Origin of the sequence: Symbiopectobacterium sp., from assembly GCF_051710365.1 — a bacterium.
In the GTDB taxonomy this organism is placed as follows: domain Bacteria; phylum Pseudomonadota; class Gammaproteobacteria; order Enterobacterales; family Enterobacteriaceae; genus Symbiopectobacterium.
In genome coordinates this window covers 1-15,060 of the sequence record NZ_JBPETA010000006.1, presented here as the reverse complement: position 1 = coordinate 15,060, position 15,060 = coordinate 1, and the positions used below count along the sequence as shown (strand labels likewise).

The 15,060-nt window shown below is 54.0% G+C and carries 10 protein-coding genes and 4 pseudogenes; 5 read left to right on the top strand and 9 right to left on the bottom strand.

Features of this window, described 5'->3' with window-relative positions:
- Positions 1 to 31: 31 nt before the first annotated feature.
- Positions 32 to 931, bottom strand: coding sequence for a site-specific tyrosine recombinase XerD (xerD, locus tag ACTBDZ_RS01170; protein WP_438813902.1), 900 nt, complete (start codon positions 929 to 931; stop codon positions 32 to 34).
- 318 nt (positions 932 to 1,249) lie between these two features.
- Here xerD and ACTBDZ_RS01165 point away from each other — a divergent pair.
- Positions 1,250 to 2,642: pseudogene (locus ACTBDZ_RS01165) on the top strand (MFS transporter).
- Between the two features lie 157 nt (positions 2,643 to 2,799).
- The gene (gene fldB, locus ACTBDZ_RS01160; protein ID WP_438813921.1) at positions 2,800 to 3,321 is read left to right on the top strand and encodes a flavodoxin FldB; all 522 of its coding nucleotides are present in this window, start codon (positions 2,800 to 2,802) and stop codon (positions 3,319 to 3,321) included.
- Between the two features lie 59 nt (positions 3,322 to 3,380).
- On the opposite strand, the gene ACTBDZ_RS01155 is transcribed toward fldB, so the two are convergent.
- Entirely contained in the window at positions 3,381 to 3,812 is a 432-nt protein-coding gene (locus tag ACTBDZ_RS01155) for a protein YgfX (RefSeq protein ID WP_438813901.1), read from the bottom strand.
- Positions 3,793 to 4,059 (bottom strand): FAD assembly factor SdhE, encoded by a 267-nt coding sequence (gene sdhE / locus ACTBDZ_RS01150; RefSeq protein WP_196907542.1) that lies wholly within the window; start codon positions 4,057 to 4,059, stop codon positions 3,793 to 3,795. The genes ACTBDZ_RS01155 and sdhE overlap by 20 nt, the downstream gene beginning before the upstream one ends.
- A 260-nt stretch (positions 4,060 to 4,319) precedes the next feature.
- On the opposite strand from sdhE, the gene ygfZ reads away from it, so the two are divergent.
- On the top strand, positions 4,320 to 5,321 hold the full coding sequence (gene ygfZ / locus ACTBDZ_RS01145) for a tRNA-modifying protein YgfZ (RefSeq protein WP_438813900.1): 1,002 nt from the start codon (positions 4,320 to 4,322) through the stop codon (positions 5,319 to 5,321).
- Between the two features lie 61 nt (positions 5,322 to 5,382).
- Here the strand turns inward: ygfZ and trhA are convergent, their stop codons facing one another.
- Both trhA and ACTBDZ_RS01135 read right to left on the bottom strand, forming a co-directional pair.
- Positions 5,383 to 6,030 carry a PAQR family membrane homeostasis protein TrhA gene (gene trhA / locus ACTBDZ_RS01140; RefSeq protein ID WP_438813899.1) on the bottom strand — a complete coding sequence of 216 codons (648 nt, stop codon included), beginning with the start codon at positions 6,028 to 6,030 and terminating at the stop codon, positions 5,383 to 5,385.
- 123 nt (positions 6,031 to 6,153) lie between these two features.
- Positions 6,154 to 7,664 (bottom strand): annotated as a pseudogene (locus tag ACTBDZ_RS01135) (alpha/beta hydrolase).
- Between the two features lie 332 nt (positions 7,665 to 7,996).
- Between ACTBDZ_RS01135 and ACTBDZ_RS01130 the strand changes: the two are divergent.
- Positions 7,997 to 8,604, top strand: a pseudogene (locus tag ACTBDZ_RS01130) (HD domain-containing protein).
- Positions 8,605 to 8,739: 135 nt separating this feature from the next.
- On the opposite strand, the gene gcvP reads toward ACTBDZ_RS01130, so the two are convergent.
- The 3 genes from gcvP to gcvT form a co-directional block, all read right to left on the bottom strand.
- Positions 8,740 to 11,613 (bottom strand): aminomethyl-transferring glycine dehydrogenase, encoded by a 2,874-nt coding sequence (gene gcvP, locus ACTBDZ_RS01125; protein ID WP_438813898.1) that lies wholly within the window; start codon positions 11,611 to 11,613, stop codon positions 8,740 to 8,742.
- A gap of 278 nt (positions 11,614 to 11,891) precedes the next feature.
- The gene (gene gcvH / locus ACTBDZ_RS01120; RefSeq protein WP_438813897.1) at positions 11,892 to 12,287 is read right to left on the bottom strand and encodes a glycine cleavage system protein GcvH; all 396 of its coding nucleotides are present in this window, start codon (positions 12,285 to 12,287) and stop codon (positions 11,892 to 11,894) included.
- A 129-nt stretch (positions 12,288 to 12,416) separates the two neighbouring features.
- Positions 12,417 to 13,511, bottom strand: coding sequence for a glycine cleavage system aminomethyltransferase GcvT (gene gcvT / locus ACTBDZ_RS01115; protein WP_438813896.1), 1,095 nt, complete (start codon positions 13,509 to 13,511; stop codon positions 12,417 to 12,419).
- A gap of 655 nt (positions 13,512 to 14,166) precedes the next feature.
- On the opposite strand from gcvT, the pseudogene ACTBDZ_RS01110 reads away from it, so the two are divergent.
- A pseudogene (locus tag ACTBDZ_RS01110) lies at positions 14,167 to 14,940 on the top strand (iron-containing alcohol dehydrogenase); the annotation flags it as partial.
- Positions 14,941 to 14,960: 20 nt separating this feature from the next.
- On the opposite strand, the gene ACTBDZ_RS01105 reads toward ACTBDZ_RS01110, so the two are convergent.
- The coding region (locus tag ACTBDZ_RS01105) for a hypothetical protein (RefSeq protein ID WP_438813920.1) at positions 14,961 to 15,060 on the bottom strand (100 nt) is incomplete at its 5' end.

The window sequence follows — 15,060 nt, the reverse complement described above, 5'->3', positions numbered from 1 at the left end:
CAGCCGTCTGGCCCTTATGTCGCCTGCAATGTCAGGCGCGCGGATGATGCTGTTGATGCAACTGCTTCAGCCGTTCAGTGGCAACGTGCGTATAAATTTGCGTTGTTGAAAGATCGCTATGCCCCAACAACATCTGTACGACACGCAAATCAGCCCCGTGGTTCAGCAAGTGCGTAGCGAATGCATGGCGTAAAACATGCGGCGAAAGCTTCTCACTGTCAATGGATGCCAGCACGGCATAGTGTTTGATACGGTGCCAAAAGGTTTGGCGCGCCATCTGCTGCGCTCTGGAGCTTGGAAACAGCACATCAAGCGTTTGTCCGTTCAGCAGCCAGGGCCTGCCGTGCTCGAGGTAGCGCTCCAGCCAATAAATGGCCTCTTCCCCCAGCGGCACCAGCCGTTCTTTATTGCCTTTACCAATCACCTGCACGACGCCCTGGCGTAAACCGACATCTGCAATGGTCAGCCCCACCAGTTCCGAGACGCGCAGCCCCGTAGCATACAGCACCTCAAGCATGGCTTTATCGCGCAGCTCAAGCGGCTCATCCACACAGGGCGCTTGCAGCAACGCACTCACCTGCGCTTCGCTGAGATCTTTGGGCAAGCGCTGGGGCAATTTGGGAGAAGACAATACCGCGCTGGGGTCGTCACTACGCCGTTTTTCCCGGTATAAATACTGAAAAAAGCGACGCATGGCACTCAGCAAACGCGCCGAACTGGTCGCTTTGTATCCCCCTTCCACGCGTTCGGCAAGATAACCTTGCAGATCAAGCACCTGCACCTGCAATAAATCACTGTCAGCATGCTCCAGCCAATCGGCCAGTGCAGTTAAATCTCGCCGGTAAGAGGTCAGCGTGTTGTCAGCCAGGTTTCGTTCCAGCCACATAGCCTCAAGAAACTGTTCGATATGTGCCCGATCCTGTGCTTGCATACGCTTCTCCTCGCTGTACGGCGTGCAGGGTAAAACCCTGGCGTTATTATGCCCGAAGTGACGGTAAAAGGGGCGGGATCATCACCTGAATTCACGCCGCCGATTTTTTATGCAAATTTATTTTATGCTGTATTATTCACCGCTCTGCACTACAAATAGGGTAAAGCATAACTTATATCACAGAAAGTATTTACAATCGCGCAACTCGCCAAAGCAGGCTCTGTAGCCGCTTTTACGCTTTTTGGGCTAGCATTGAAATGCTTTTTTTTCTGTGACTAGAATTACAGTTCTGTCGATAAAAAAAGATAATAGAGTCCTATGCAAGCCACCATCACGCCCACTCTCGATGCAGAGGCGGACGCAGCCCCGGTTAACTCCCGCAGTAAGGTTGTTGTCGCTTCATTGATCGGAACCGCGATCGAATTTTTCGATTTTTATATCTATGCCACTGCCACTGCCACTGCCACTGCCACTGCCACTGCCACTGCCACTGCCACTGCCACTGCCACTGCCACTGCCGCTGTGCTGATTTTCCCGCACATCTTTCTTTCCGCAGGGCGATCCGACCGCCGCGACGCTACAGTCGCTCGCAACCTTTGCTATTGCCTTTGTGGCACGTCCGATCGGTTCTGCACTATTTGGTCACTTCGGTGACCGCGTCGGCCGTAAGGTGACGCTGGTTGCCTCCCTGCTGACCATGGGGATCTCTACCGTGCTGATCGGCCTGCTACCGACCTACAACAGCATCGGCATTTTCGCACCGTTGCTGCTGGCATTGGCGCGTTTTGGTCAAGGCCTGGGTCTGGGCGGTGAATGGGGCGGAGCAGCATTGCTGGCTACCGAAAATGCGCCAGCCCACAAGCGTGCACTGTATGGTTCATTCCCGCAGTTGGGCGCACCGATCGGCTTCTTCTTCGCCAACGGCACGTTCCTGCTGCTCTCCTGGTTGTTAAGCGAAGAGCAGTTCATGACCTGGGGATGGCGCGTGCCTTTCGTTGCCTCTGCGGTATTGGTCTTGATCGGCCTGTATGTGCGTGTCTCTCTGCATGAAGCGCCCGTGTTTACCAAAGCTATCGAAGCGGGCAAGAAAGTCCGTATTCCGCTGGGAACGCTGTTGAGCAAAAATCTGAAAGCAACCATTCTTGGCACCTTCATCATGCTTGCCACTTATACGCTGTTCTACATCATGACGGTCTATTCCATGACTTATGGCACCTCGCCAATCCCCAAAGGACTGGGTTTCTCGCGTAACAGCTTCCTGTGGATGCTGATGGTAGCGGTTATCGCCTTTGGTCTGCTGATCCCGGTTGCCGGGTTGCTGGCAGATGCCTATGGCCGCCGTAAGACCATGATCGTCGTTACCTGCGGCATGCTGGTGTTCGCGATGCTGTTCCCGTCCCTGTTGGGGTCTGGCAGCCAACCGCTGGTGATGCTGTTTCTGGTGCTGGGACTGGGCATGATGGGCTTAACCTTCGGCCCGATGGGCGCATTGCTGCCTGAACTGTTCCCCACTGAAGTGCGTTATACCGGCGCGTCGTTCTCCTATAACGTCTCGTCGATTCTGGGAGCATCGGTTGCGCCTTATATCGCCGCCTGGCTGACCGCCAACTACGGGCTGTTCTACGTAGGTGTTTACCTGTTTGCTATGGCATCTTTAACGCTTATTGCATTATTGCTGACCAAAGAAACGCGTCACCAAACGCTTGGTTAAGCCTCACAGGCAAGCGTGAATACGGGTGAAGGGTAATCTTCACCCCTTTTTTTCCACCGTGTTTTCTCACAGCACGCGCACCCCACATCCACGCTATACCTCGCTGTAAGATTCGGTTAGGCTAATGGCAAGTTTGTTTAATACGCTGCAATTGCATATGAAAATTGGTTTGTTCTACAGCTCCAGCACCTGCTACACCGAGATGGCAGCGGAAAAGATTCGCGATATTTTGGGTGAATCGCTGGTCGACCTTCATAACGTGAAAAAAGATGTCGATCCGCAGAAGATGGAAGAGTATGAATTCCTGATTCTGGGTATCCCAACGTGGGATTTCGGTGAAATTCAGGAAGATTGGGAAGCCATTTGGGGACAGCTATCCTCGTTGAATCTACAAGGGAAAATCGTTGCGCTGTATGGCATGGGTGACCAGCTAGGCTACGGTGAATGGTTCCTTGACGCCCTCGGTATGTTGCATCAGCAGTTGGCCGCAAGCGGCGCAACCTTTATTGGCTATTGGCCCACCGAAGGCTATGAGTTCACTACCATCAAACCGCTCACACCGGATGGGAAACACTTCGTCGGGCTGGCGCTTGATGAAGTGAATCAGTATGACCTGAGCGATGAGCGCTTACAGCAGTGGTGTGAGCAGATTTTACAGGAAATGGCTGAGCAGTTGTAATCGCCGGGAGATATCCCGAAAGACATCAGCCGACAGCGTGCTGCCGGCTGAACCTGAAATTAGTGCACGTCCGGGTTTTCTCCCGCCCACGCTTTACTCTCCAGCAGCAGCTGACGCAAATGCCGCCATTCCTGCTTATCCATGTTGTCGGATGCCAGCCAGAGTCGCTGTCGTCGTTTGCCGTCACTGCGCCGCAGCGACAGTAAGATACCGTTTTTCAACATCCACGGACGGCGGATAATGTGCCAGCGATGATGCTGCCACTCAAGGTCTGCTTCAGCCTGCAACACGATTTCACCGTGACGCGCTTTGATATTACGCTGGCTACAGATAAACTCGAACACCACCAGCGTCATCAGTGATAGCCAGAGCACCGCATAACCGTCCGGCCACGGTGCCAGCAGAATCAACAGCAACAACAACCCGTGCACCAGCAAAGAAAATACCTGCATGCGCCAGGAGACGCGTAAATCACAGCGCCACAGGGCCACGATCTTTATTTCGCGTCTGAATAAGAGAGATCATGCGTTTCAGTTCCCCATCTTCCGGTTCACCGTGGTTCATCAACCAGTTGAACAGATCAGGGTCATCGCACTGCAATAAGCGCACAAACGCGCGTTTATCATCATCGTTTAGCACATCATACTCATGTTCAAAAAAGGGCATGATGGCGATATCCAACTCTCGCATTCCTCGGCGGCACGCCCAGTGAATTCGCGCCTTATTATCGATATCCATTGCTTTTCCTACTTTTTATCGACGCCAACGTGTAGTGTAACTCGGATGTCTAGATAAACACTCAACTAAATGTAACATTTTGACATATTTTAGCGCATATCAGCGTATCGCGCAGAAGGTCATCGATCGTGCGCACGCTCAGTAACGCTTTCAAATATGCTAACTGAAAATCATGGGGGCAATGGCACGAATAACTGCTTGCAAACCCTGCAAGCTCTTTTACCATTAGGCCAAACGCAAACCTTCGCGAGGATGGTTACATGGCAACCCCACTTCCCTTTGCTGCACAAACGGTTAAATCAAACGCCATCACGGCCTCGGCGCAGCTTCCCGCTACGCTGATAGCACTTGATGACTGGGCACTGGTGACGCTTACCGGCCCGGACACACGCACTTACCTGCAAGGCCAGGTGACGGCCGATGTTAATGCGTTAGCCCCCGATCAACATGTACTTTGCGGCCATTGTGATGCCAAGGGCAAAATGTGGAGCGCACTGCGCCTGTTTGCCCACAACGATGGCTTCTCCTATCTGGTACGTCGCAATCTGCGTGATACGCAGTTAAACGAGTTAAAAAAATACGCCGTCTTTGCCAAAACCACTATCGCCGCAGAGGACAATCTCCAGCTTATCGGTGCTGCGGGAAGCACTATACGCGAACGTTTAGCCGAGGTCTTCTCTGCACTACCGGACAGTGAGCATCCCGTTGTCAGCCACCCCTTCGGTACACTGCTGCATTTTGCCCTTCCTGCTGAGCGTTTCCTTCTGGTACTGAACGACGAAGGTGCCGCCGCGCTGAGTGCCACACTGGCAGACAGCGTGCAATGGGCCGACAGTCAACAGTGGCTGGCACTGGATATTGAATCCGCACTGCCGATTATTGACAACGTAAACAGCGCGCAGTTCATCCCGCAAGCAACGAATATACAGGCACTTAACGGCATCAGTTTTAATAAAGGCTGCTACACCGGTCAGGAGATGGTGGCGCGGGCAAAATTTCGCGGCGCCAACAAGCGGGCACTCTATTGTCTGGCGGGCACTTCACCGCGCGTGCCAGAAGCGGGCGAAGACCTGGAACTGAAAATGGGTGAAAACTGGCGTCGCACCGGTACGATACTCGCCGCCAGCCAGTTAAGCGATGGCACACTGTGGGTGCAAGCGGTACTGAATAACGATCTGGAAGCGGATAGCGTATTGCGCGTGCGCGACGCAGCGGAAAGTCAGTTGAGTCTGCAACCACTGCCTTATTCATTGTCTGAATAATTTCGCCACTGAGCACCGTTTCTGTTTCATCAAGAAACGGTGCCAGAGTGATATTTAGCGGCTAAACGTAAAGGTAGATCGCCAGAAAATGGCACAGACTGCCACCCAGCACAAAGCCATGCCAGATGGCGTGGTTATAGGGAATACGTTTACACACATAAAAAACCACGCCTAAGGTATACACTGCACCGCCCACCGCCAGTAGGGTGACACCACCCGGTGCTAACACCTGCACCAACTGATAAATCACAATCAGTGACAGCCATCCCATCACCAGATATGTCACCAGCGACAACACTTCAAAGCGATGCGCAAAAGCCAGTTTAAATAACACGCCCACCAGCGCCATGCTCCAGATGACAATCATCAAGCCACGCGCCAACGGCGAATCCAACCCCACCAGCAAAAACGGCGTGTAGGTGCCCACTATCAACAGATAGATGGCACAGTGATCGAACCGTTTGAGCCAGGGTTTAGCCCGCGGGCTGGGAATCGCATGGTAGAGCGTAGAGGCCAGAAACAGCAGAATAATGGTGCCGCCGTACAAACTGTAGCTGGCGATAGCCATGCTCGTCGCGCCATTGTCCACCGCTTGCACCAGCAGCAGCACCAACCCGACAATCCCCAACACCACGCCAGCACCGTGACTGATACTGTTGGCTATCTCTTCCGCCAACGTATAACCCGCATTACTTTCTGATTTCACCATATTCCGTTTTTGCTCCCTGCACGACTAGCTGTACAAACTTCACGCAATCTCATCGGGAAGAGTGTAATCGAGAATAGTTTCAGTGTACAAGTGTACGCTGAAACTATTATTCGACCCGCCGCGCTACTGGGCTTGAACAGAACCCGGTATCGGCCCGGGTTCCCCTTGGCCGGGAATAACATCATCAATACGCTGCATCATGTAGTCATAGAAGGGGTTGGAGGAAAGGCGCAACAACGTATCCAAATCAAGAATCAACACCCCGCGTTCTCCGCGCGCGGCAATACGCCCGAGTGGAATACCAAACTCATACGGCGGCGTAGAGAAACGGCCATAAAGCGAATCGCTGTCAGAAAATGGCAGCGCTACGTGCGATAACGAATAGACATCTTCGGGGTAATCCATCCCGAGATCGCGGCGCGTGACCTCCATGCTGCCTGCTTTGGTGTCAAAGGCGACCGCCTTTGCGCTTTGTACCGATGCGTTAGTGATTACCGTGGTGCCGTACAGACGTGGTGTCGGCGGCAGCCATTGCCCAATCGCCGACGCTGACGCATCCCGCAGTAACAGACCAAAATTGATGGTGCGGTTGACATCAAACAGCACCAAATCATTGTCGTTTTTCGGCAGCAGATTATAGAACGCGCTGATCACCGCCGCGTGCTGACGGTAAAATCCATCACCGACTGGAAGGTTAAAATCGGCGGCAGCTCCGACAGCCTGCGCTGCCGTGCTTCCTGTTCCAACTGTGACTGCAACACGCTGGTGAGCAGGTAAGACTGGCGCGCACCGTTCACCGGGAACGAGTTGTACTTGAACGGGTTGAATTCCGGCACAATACCGAGCCAGGCCGCTTTGGCAAACGGTGGGAATATCGCGGGTAACCCAGCCAAACCAGCAAAACGCGCGTAAGCCGTAATGCCAATCATCGGAGAGATCAGGACCAGACGATCCGCCTTGGGCAACTTAGGATCGCTGAGCGTATCGAGCGCGTATTTCAGCGTGAGCGCCCCGCCGTTAGAAAAACCAACGACATGCAGCGGTAAGCGTTCTCCGCTGTTCGCGGGCGTCACAAAACGCGCAGCCTCGCGCACCGCTAAACGCGTAGCAGCCAACCAATCTTCCCAACGGACTTTGGTTAACGCACCGGGCACAGTGCCGTGCGCCGGAATACGCAGCCCGATAGCGACAAAGCCGTGCTGACGATAAAGCTCAGCCACATTTCGCATACTGTAGTGAGAGTCGGTTAGCCCATGCAAAAGCACCACCGCACCTTTGGGTTCGCCTTCCGGCATCAGTTCATAAGAGTGGTTCCAGTTATGAGCGAAGCGCCCGGGATAAACAGGGCTGCCGACAAAATAGCGGTTTAAGGCAACCTGCTCATCCCTGTCCAGCGTCTGGGTAACCTGCTCGGTCACCTGCTGAAACAAGCGCTCCTCATGAGCCAAATACTGCTCCCAGTTGGCACGGTCGAGTTGGTCAGGCGTCATCTCTGTTGGCACATAAATATGCCAGGGAGCCAGTGCGGGTCCCCGCTGTGAGTCAAACACCCGAATAACCAGAAACGTCAACGCAATGGCCAACACGATAACCACAGCATATTTGATCGTGCGTCGAATGATACGAATAGGCATCATTGCCCCCTTATTATTATTAGCGCTTTTATTGTGATTTTTACTTCGCCCTGTCACGGACTCAATGCCAACCTCGCCTTATGCATTGCGCACAGTGCGTTTGGGAAGACCGGTAAAGCAGATTGTTTTGTGCCCTGACTATAACGATAGTCGACAATTTCCCCTCCCGAAAGGTCTGTTATCAGACGGAATAGTCAGTGCCAAAGGGACATCATCGCGGAATAAAGCGTGTAAATTCTCACCAGCTTCCCCTACAATGAGCCGGTTTTGTTTGACTGCGCAGTGTTTGATACAGCCGCGTTTGACACATCAATGGATGTAAGGTGGTTTTGATGTCCCTGGCTTTACCCACTCTCGAGTTCGGTACGCTGACCGAAGTAGTTGGTTTCCTGATGGAAATTGATAAGCTAAAAAGCGTACAGCGTCGTTCAAAAATCATCGGCAGTTCCCGTCACGAAGATTCCGCAGAGCACAGTTGGCACTTTGCCGTTGCCGCGATGAGCCTAGCACCCTACGCCAGTCAGGACGTGGATATTCAGCGCGTGATTCAAATGGCCTTGGTGCATGATATTGTCGAGATCGATGCTGGCACGTGATGGTCTATGATCTGAGCGCTCGAGAAGCGATTCAGGCGCAGGAAGAAGCCACTGCGGTTCGGTTATTTGGCCTACTGCCCGAACCGCAACGTCAGCATTTTCTGCAACTGTGGCAAGAATATGAAGCGGGTGACACCGCGAACGCGCGTTTTGCACTGATGATCGACCGCATTATGCCTATCCTGATGAACCTGCATAACGGTGGGCAAAGCTGGGTGGAAAACGGCATTCGACTGGAGCAAGTATTGGGACGCGCCAGCTTTATCGCCGAGATCAATCCCGAACTGTGGCGCTACCTGAAAGATCATCTGGAAACCGCGCAGGCCAAAGGGTGGTTGGGGTAATTCTCCGGCTTGCCTGCCTACCTCCGTCATTCCCGCGCAGGCGGGAATCTCTTACAGGTGAAACACCTTTCTTCTAACAGAGATCCCCGGCTTTCTCCGAGGATGACGAGAGAGTGCGAGTCATTGCGCAGGAAGCTACGCGTAATCGCCAATCGGTACACAAGAGCAGAACAGGTTGCGATCGCCGTACACGTCATCGAGGCGTTTTACGCTCGGCCAGTATTTATGCTCAGCCCCCGCCGGGAACACCGCCAGTTCGCGACTGTAGGGATGCGACCACTCGCTGACGATCTCCTGCTGGGTATGCGGCGCATTCACCAACGGGTTGTCCTCCAGCGGCCATTCACCTTGCGCCACCCGCTGAATTTCTGCACGGATCGCCAGCATCGCATCAATAAAGCGATCCAGCTCGACCTGACTTTCTGACTCAGTCGGCTCTACCATCAGCGTTCCCGCCACCGGGAACGACATGGTCGGCGCGTGGAAACCATAGTCGATCAAACGCTTGGCGATATCCATTTCGCTGATGCCGGTGCTCTCCTTCAGCGGACGAATATCCAGAATACACTCGTGCGCCACACGGCCACCACGGCCGGTATAAAGTACCGGATAAGCTTCCTTCAAACGCGTTGCAATGTAGTTGGCATTGAGGATCGCCACCTGACTGGCATTCTTCAGCCCTTCAGCACCCATCATGCGGATATACATCCAACTGATAGGCAGAATGGACGCGCTGCCAAAAGGTGCAGCAGATACCGCGCCCTGCGTGGTGAGCAAACCATCAATGTGCACCACCTGATGCCCCGGCACGAACGGTGCCAGATGCGCTTTCACCCCGATCGGTCCCATGCCAGGTCCGCCACCGCCGTGCGGAATGCAGAACGTTTTATGCAGGTTAAGGTGCGACACATCCGCGCCAATGTAGCCCGGCGTGGTGATACCTACCTGCGCGTTCATGTTCGCGCCGTCCAGATACACCTGTCCGCCGTGTTGATGGACAATCTGACACACTTCACGAATGGTCTCTTCATAGACACCGTGCGTGGAAGGATAGGTCACCATAATGCAGGAAAGGCGATCGCCCGCCTGCGCGGCCTTCTCCCGCAGATCGTGCAGATCGATATTCCCTTGTTTGTCACAAGCCACCACCTCTACCGCCATCCCGGCCATCTGTGCCGATGCCGGGTTAGTGCCGTGCGCAGAGCTTGGAATCAGACACAGCGTGCGCTGATCGTCACCTCGGCTCTCATGGTAGCGGCGAATTGCCAGCAAACCGGCATACTCGCCCTGCGCACCCGAGTTGGGCTGCATACACACGGCATCATAGCCAGTGAGTTGCACCAGCCAACCGGAAAGCTGTTCGATCATCAAACGATAACCTTGTGCCTGTTCCGGCGGGCAGAACGGATGCAGTTCAGCAAATTCAGGCCAGGTGATCGGCAGCATTTCCGCCGCCGCGTTCAGCTTCATGGTGCAAGAACCCAGCGGGATCATGGCACGGTTTAGCGCCAGATCTTTATGTGCCAAGCGATGCAGGTAACGCATCATCTCGGTTTCGCTGTGATAACGGTTGAACACCGGATGGGTAAGAATGGCATCCGTGCGCAATAGCGCAGCAGGGATGGATGATGAGCCGCCGCTGAGCACGGCATCCAGCGCAGCAATGGACAGACCGTGATCGTCTCCCAGCAGCACGTCAAACAGTGCTGCGACATCTTCGCGGGTAGTGGTTTCATCCAGCGTGATACCGACCCCGTGATAGAGATCGGTGCGCAGGTTGATCCCGGCATTCTGTGCGCGGGCGTTAATGGCGTTCTTGTCTGTGACCTCAACCGCCAGCGTATCAAACCAGGTGGAGTGCCACAGTTTCAAGCCGCCCTGTTGCAACCCGGCGGCCAGAATATCGGTTAAACGATGAATGCGTTCAGCGATACGCTTGAGCCCCTGCGGCCCATGATAAACCGCATAGAAACCGGCGATATTCGCCAGCAGCACCTGAGAGGTGCAGATGTTGGAGTTGGCTTTTTCGCGGCGGATGTGTTGCTCACGCGTCTGCATCGCCATACGCAGCGCCGTGTTACCTGCCGCATCACGCGAAACGCCGATAATACGCCCCGGCATGGCGCGTTTATACTCATCCTTGCAGGCGAAGAAGGCCGCATGCGGACCACCGTAGCCCATCGGCACACCAAAACGCTGGGCGGAGCCAAACACAATATCGGCTCCCTGTTTGCCCAGCGCGGCCAGCAGCACCAGAGCCATGATATCAGCAGCGACGCTAACGATGATCTTGCGCGCATTCAGTTGCGCGATAAGATCACGATAATCATGCACTTCACCATAGGTGTTCACCTGCTGCAACAGAACGCCAAACACGCCTTCCGTTTCCAATGCGGCGGCGGCATCGCCGACCACAACTTCAAAACCAAAGGTCTCAGCACGGGTGCGCACCACATCCAGCATTTGAGGATGCACATGCTCTGCCACGAAGAAGCGGTTAGCCTGTTTCAGCTTGCTGACGCGCTTGGCCATTGCCATCGCTTCCGCTGCCGCAGTCGCTTCATCCAGCAGAGAGGCAGAGGCAAGCTCCAGCCCGGTCAAGTCCTGCGTCATCTGTTGAAAATTCAGCAAGGCTTCTAACCGCCCTTGCGAGACTTCAGGCTGATAAGGTGTATAGGCGGTGTACCAGCCGGGGTTTTCCAGCAAATTACGCAAGATCACCGGCGGCATATGCACAGCGGTGTACCCCATGCCGATATAGCTCTTGTAGCGCTGGTTGCGGCTGGCAATCGACTTGAGCTCCGCCAACGCCTGATGCTCGGGCAGCGCATCGCCCACCGCTGGCGGGTTGGGCAACTGGATATCTGCCGGCACAATCTGTCGAATCAACGCCGACAATGAATCCGCACCGAGCGTTTCCAGCATGTGAGCCTGCTGCTCGGGCGTAGGGCCGATGTGACGCTCCACGAAAGCGGCGTCATGTTCGAGTTGGCTGAGAGTCTGAGTCATTAGGGGTATTTCCTGCTTCAAGCAACTGTTATATAGCCTAAATAATTCGAGTTGCAGGAAGGCGGCAAGGGAGCGAATCCCGATGAGCTTACATAAGTAAGTGATTCGGGTAAGCGAGTGCAGCCAACGCACATGCAACCTGAAGTATGACGGGTATAGCAAGTGAACGTTCATGGCAAACAACAAGTGCGAACGCGGTAGACTGCGCTCAGTGTCTTACATTCTGACAAATCGATTTACCCCGTGATGCGCGATAAAACCGTCACGGGGTGACAAGGTTATTCGTCTTCTTCTAACAGCGCCTGATAAGCCGTGGCATCCAGCAGGTCGTTCAATTCGCTTTCATCAGACGCTTTGATGCTAAACAGCCAACCGTCGGCATAAGGCGCACTGTTGACCAGTTCCGGCTGCCCTTCCAGCGCATCGTTCACTGCCACGATCTCACCGCTCAACGGCGCATAGATATCTGAGGCGGCCTTGACCGACTCAGCGACAGCGCAGTCGTCGCCCATCGCAACCTGCGTGCCAACGTCAGGCAAATCGACAAAAACCATGTCCCCCAACAGTTCCTGGGCATGTTCGGTAATACCGACACGATAGACACCCTCCCCTTCGGCCTGGACCCACTCATGGGATGAGGCGTATTTCAACTCGTTTGGGACTGTGCTGCTCATTGCCTGCTCTCCTTAAAAATCGCTTCGTCGTATCGAATCGCACGATACCCGCCTTCCTGCAACGCGAAGGTGTGGCGGCATATATCGCGCTAACGTTAATCAATAATCATGGTCAGATCGGGGACGGCGTCAAACCAGTGCCTTTCCGCCACGAATAAATACCGGTTTGGTCACCTCTACGGGCACTTCGCGCTGGCGAATTTGCACCAACGCCGTTTCACCAATACCTTGCGGCACGCGAGCCAGTGCAATACTGAAACCCAGCGTTGGAGAAAAGGTACCGCTAGTTATCATGCCTTCCTGTACCGTGCCACTCGCATCGGTAAAGCGCACGGGCATTTCATGGCGCAACACCCCTTTTTCACGCAGCACCAGTCCGACCAACTGCTCAGTGCCTTCGCTGCGTTGATGGGTCAGCGCTTCCCGGCCGATAAAATCCCTGTCTTCCGGCTGCCAGGCGATGGTCCAGCCCATATTGGCAGCCAGCGGCGAAACGCCTTCATCCATGTCCTGACCATACAGGTTCATGCCCGCTTCAAGGCGCAACGTATCGCGCGCACCGAGGCCACACGGCTGCACACCGGCCGCCAGCAGTTGTTGCCAGAACGCCACTGCCTGCTCTGCGGGCAGTGCGATTTCATAGCCTGACTCACCGGTGTACCCGGTGGTAGCAATAAAATAGTCACCGGTTTGTACGCCGAAAAAGGGTTTCATGCCCGCCGTTGCCGCGCGCTGTTCCGCACTGAGCAACGCCTGCACTTTCTCTTGAGCCAACGGCCCTTGCACCGCAATCAACGCCAGTTCATCGCGTTCCTGCCACTCCACGTTGAATGCCTTGGCATGCTCGGCGATCCAGGCCAGATCTTTCTCCCGCGTGGCAGAGTTCACCACCAGCCGGAAATGCGTTTCAGTCAGAAAGTAGACGATGAGATCGTCAATGACGCCACCCGAGGCGTTTAACATCCCGGTATAAAGCGCCTTGCCCGGTTGCGTGAGTTTGGCAACGTCGTTCGCCAGCAGATAACGCAAGAATTCGCGCACGCGCGGGCCGTGTAAATCCACAATAGTCATGTGAGACACATCGAACATGCCCGCATGACGCCTAACGCTATGATGTTCATCCAACTGTGAGCCGTAGTGCAGCGGCATCATCCAGCCGTGAAAGTCGACCATCTTCGCGCCATCGGCGACATGCTGCTGATACAATGGAGTTTGCTGTGTCATTTTTTCTCCCGAACCTCTCCTTGCGAACGGCGCGAATCACGCCACGCAAACGCTTTCTTTGCATTGAACTTACCACCTCTTCCACAGGGCTACCACACCCTTTTTCATAAGTTAAACTATATACCAGCCGTGAAAGACAAAAAGAGCGCCAGAGCACAAGGCAACAAAACCCGCCAAATTAAAATCATTAATTAGAATAAAACACCAATAATAGGCATTTGAAACAAAAATAATGACACAACCATTCACATCATTAGAGAATGATCGCCACAGAGATACTTGCAATGGATTAGTTTTTATAATGCAAAAAAATGACTGAAATTAGATTATTTCAACCAAAGGTTACGATTATGTCATGGTGCCAAAAACGCTAAAGATGACGACGATCACACCCACCTTGCGCTCACCGCCACCGAGTCACCGCTGATGGCAACGAGGGGAAGGCAATTTCCCTGTCACATATCCATACTGATTAAAAGGGTAATATTCATTTATCAGCGATCCATCACGGTCTTTCCGTTATTGATGGCATAGAAGCTAACGCTATGAGGATTAACATTTCGCGCCTTGAGGACGTTTCCCGCCCCGATCGCTTGCGCTACCCGACCCTTTTCAGCACCCATTTAAAATCATAAATGTTATGGAGATTACGACGATGACCCAAAGAATGATCCTTAACGAAACCTCGTATTTTGGTGCGGGGGCGGTTAACCATATTGTGGAAGAGATAACCCGGCGTGGTTTCCACAAAGCCTTGGTCGTCACCGACAAAGACCTGGTGAAATATGGTGTGGTGAGTAAAGTCATCACACTGCTTGATCAGGCGGGCCTGCCCTACGAGGTTTACGATGACGTGGTGCCTAATCCCACTATTCGCGTGGTGACCGCAGGTATTGAGCGCTACAAGGCCGCGCAGGCCGATTACCTGATCGCGATTGGCGGCGGTTCGCCACAGGATACCTGTAAGGCGATTGGTATCATCATCAACAACCCGGAATATGCCGATGTACGCAGTCTGGAAGGCGTTGCGCCCACGCGTCGCCCCAGCGTACCGATCTTCGCGATCCCGACCACCGCAGGCACCGCTGCCGAGGTCACGATTAACTACGTGATCACCGACGAAGAAAAACGTCGCAAATTCGTCTGCGTCGATCCGCATGACATTCCTATCGTTTCGTTTATCGATGCCAACATGATGGCCAGCATGCCCGCCTCACTGAAGGCGGCAACCTGCCTGGATGCCTTGACGCACGCGACTGAAGGTTTTACCACCAAAGGCGCGTGGGAGCTGACCGATATGCTGCATCTGAAGGCCATCGAAATCATCAGCCGTTCGCTGCGCGATTCCGTGGCGGGCCATGCCGCAGGCGTGGAGGCAATGGCCTTGGGACAGTACGTCGCCGGCATGGGCTTCTCCAACGTGGGTCTAAATAGCTGTTCCTAATACCGCTACACTTTTGCCTGTCCATGTTTTCCACTGGGAAACGGGCTGACGGTTTCCATGAAGCGGCGAACCTTGTTCAGTAACTGCCACATTGAACAGCATTGA

Bases quoted from the DNA above. Each gene is read 5' to 3' on its own strand.
- xerD (WP_438813902.1), bottom strand. From the start codon at position 931: ATGCAAGCACAGGATCGGGCACATATCGAACAGTTTCTTGAGGCTATG.
- fldB (WP_438813921.1), top strand. From the start codon at position 2,800: ATGAAAATTGGTTTGTTCTACAGCTCCAGCACCTGCTACACCGAGATG.
- sdhE (WP_196907542.1), bottom strand. From the start codon at position 4,059: ATGGATATCGATAATAAGGCGCGAATTCACTGGGCGTGCCGCCGAGGA.
- ygfZ (WP_438813900.1), top strand. From the start codon at position 4,320: ATGGCAACCCCACTTCCCTTTGCTGCACAAACGGTTAAATCAAACGCC.
- trhA (WP_438813899.1), bottom strand. From the start codon at position 6,030: ATGGTGAAATCAGAAAGTAATGCGGGTTATACGTTGGCGGAAGAGATA.
- gcvP (WP_438813898.1), bottom strand. From the start codon at position 11,613: ATGACTCAGACTCTCAGCCAACTCGAACATGACGCCGCTTTCGTGGAG.
- gcvH (WP_438813897.1), bottom strand. From the start codon at position 12,287: ATGAGCAGCACAGTCCCAAACGAGTTGAAATACGCCTCATCCCATGAG.
- gcvT (WP_438813896.1), bottom strand. From the start codon at position 13,511: ATGACACAGCAAACTCCATTGTATCAGCAGCATGTCGCCGATGGCGCG.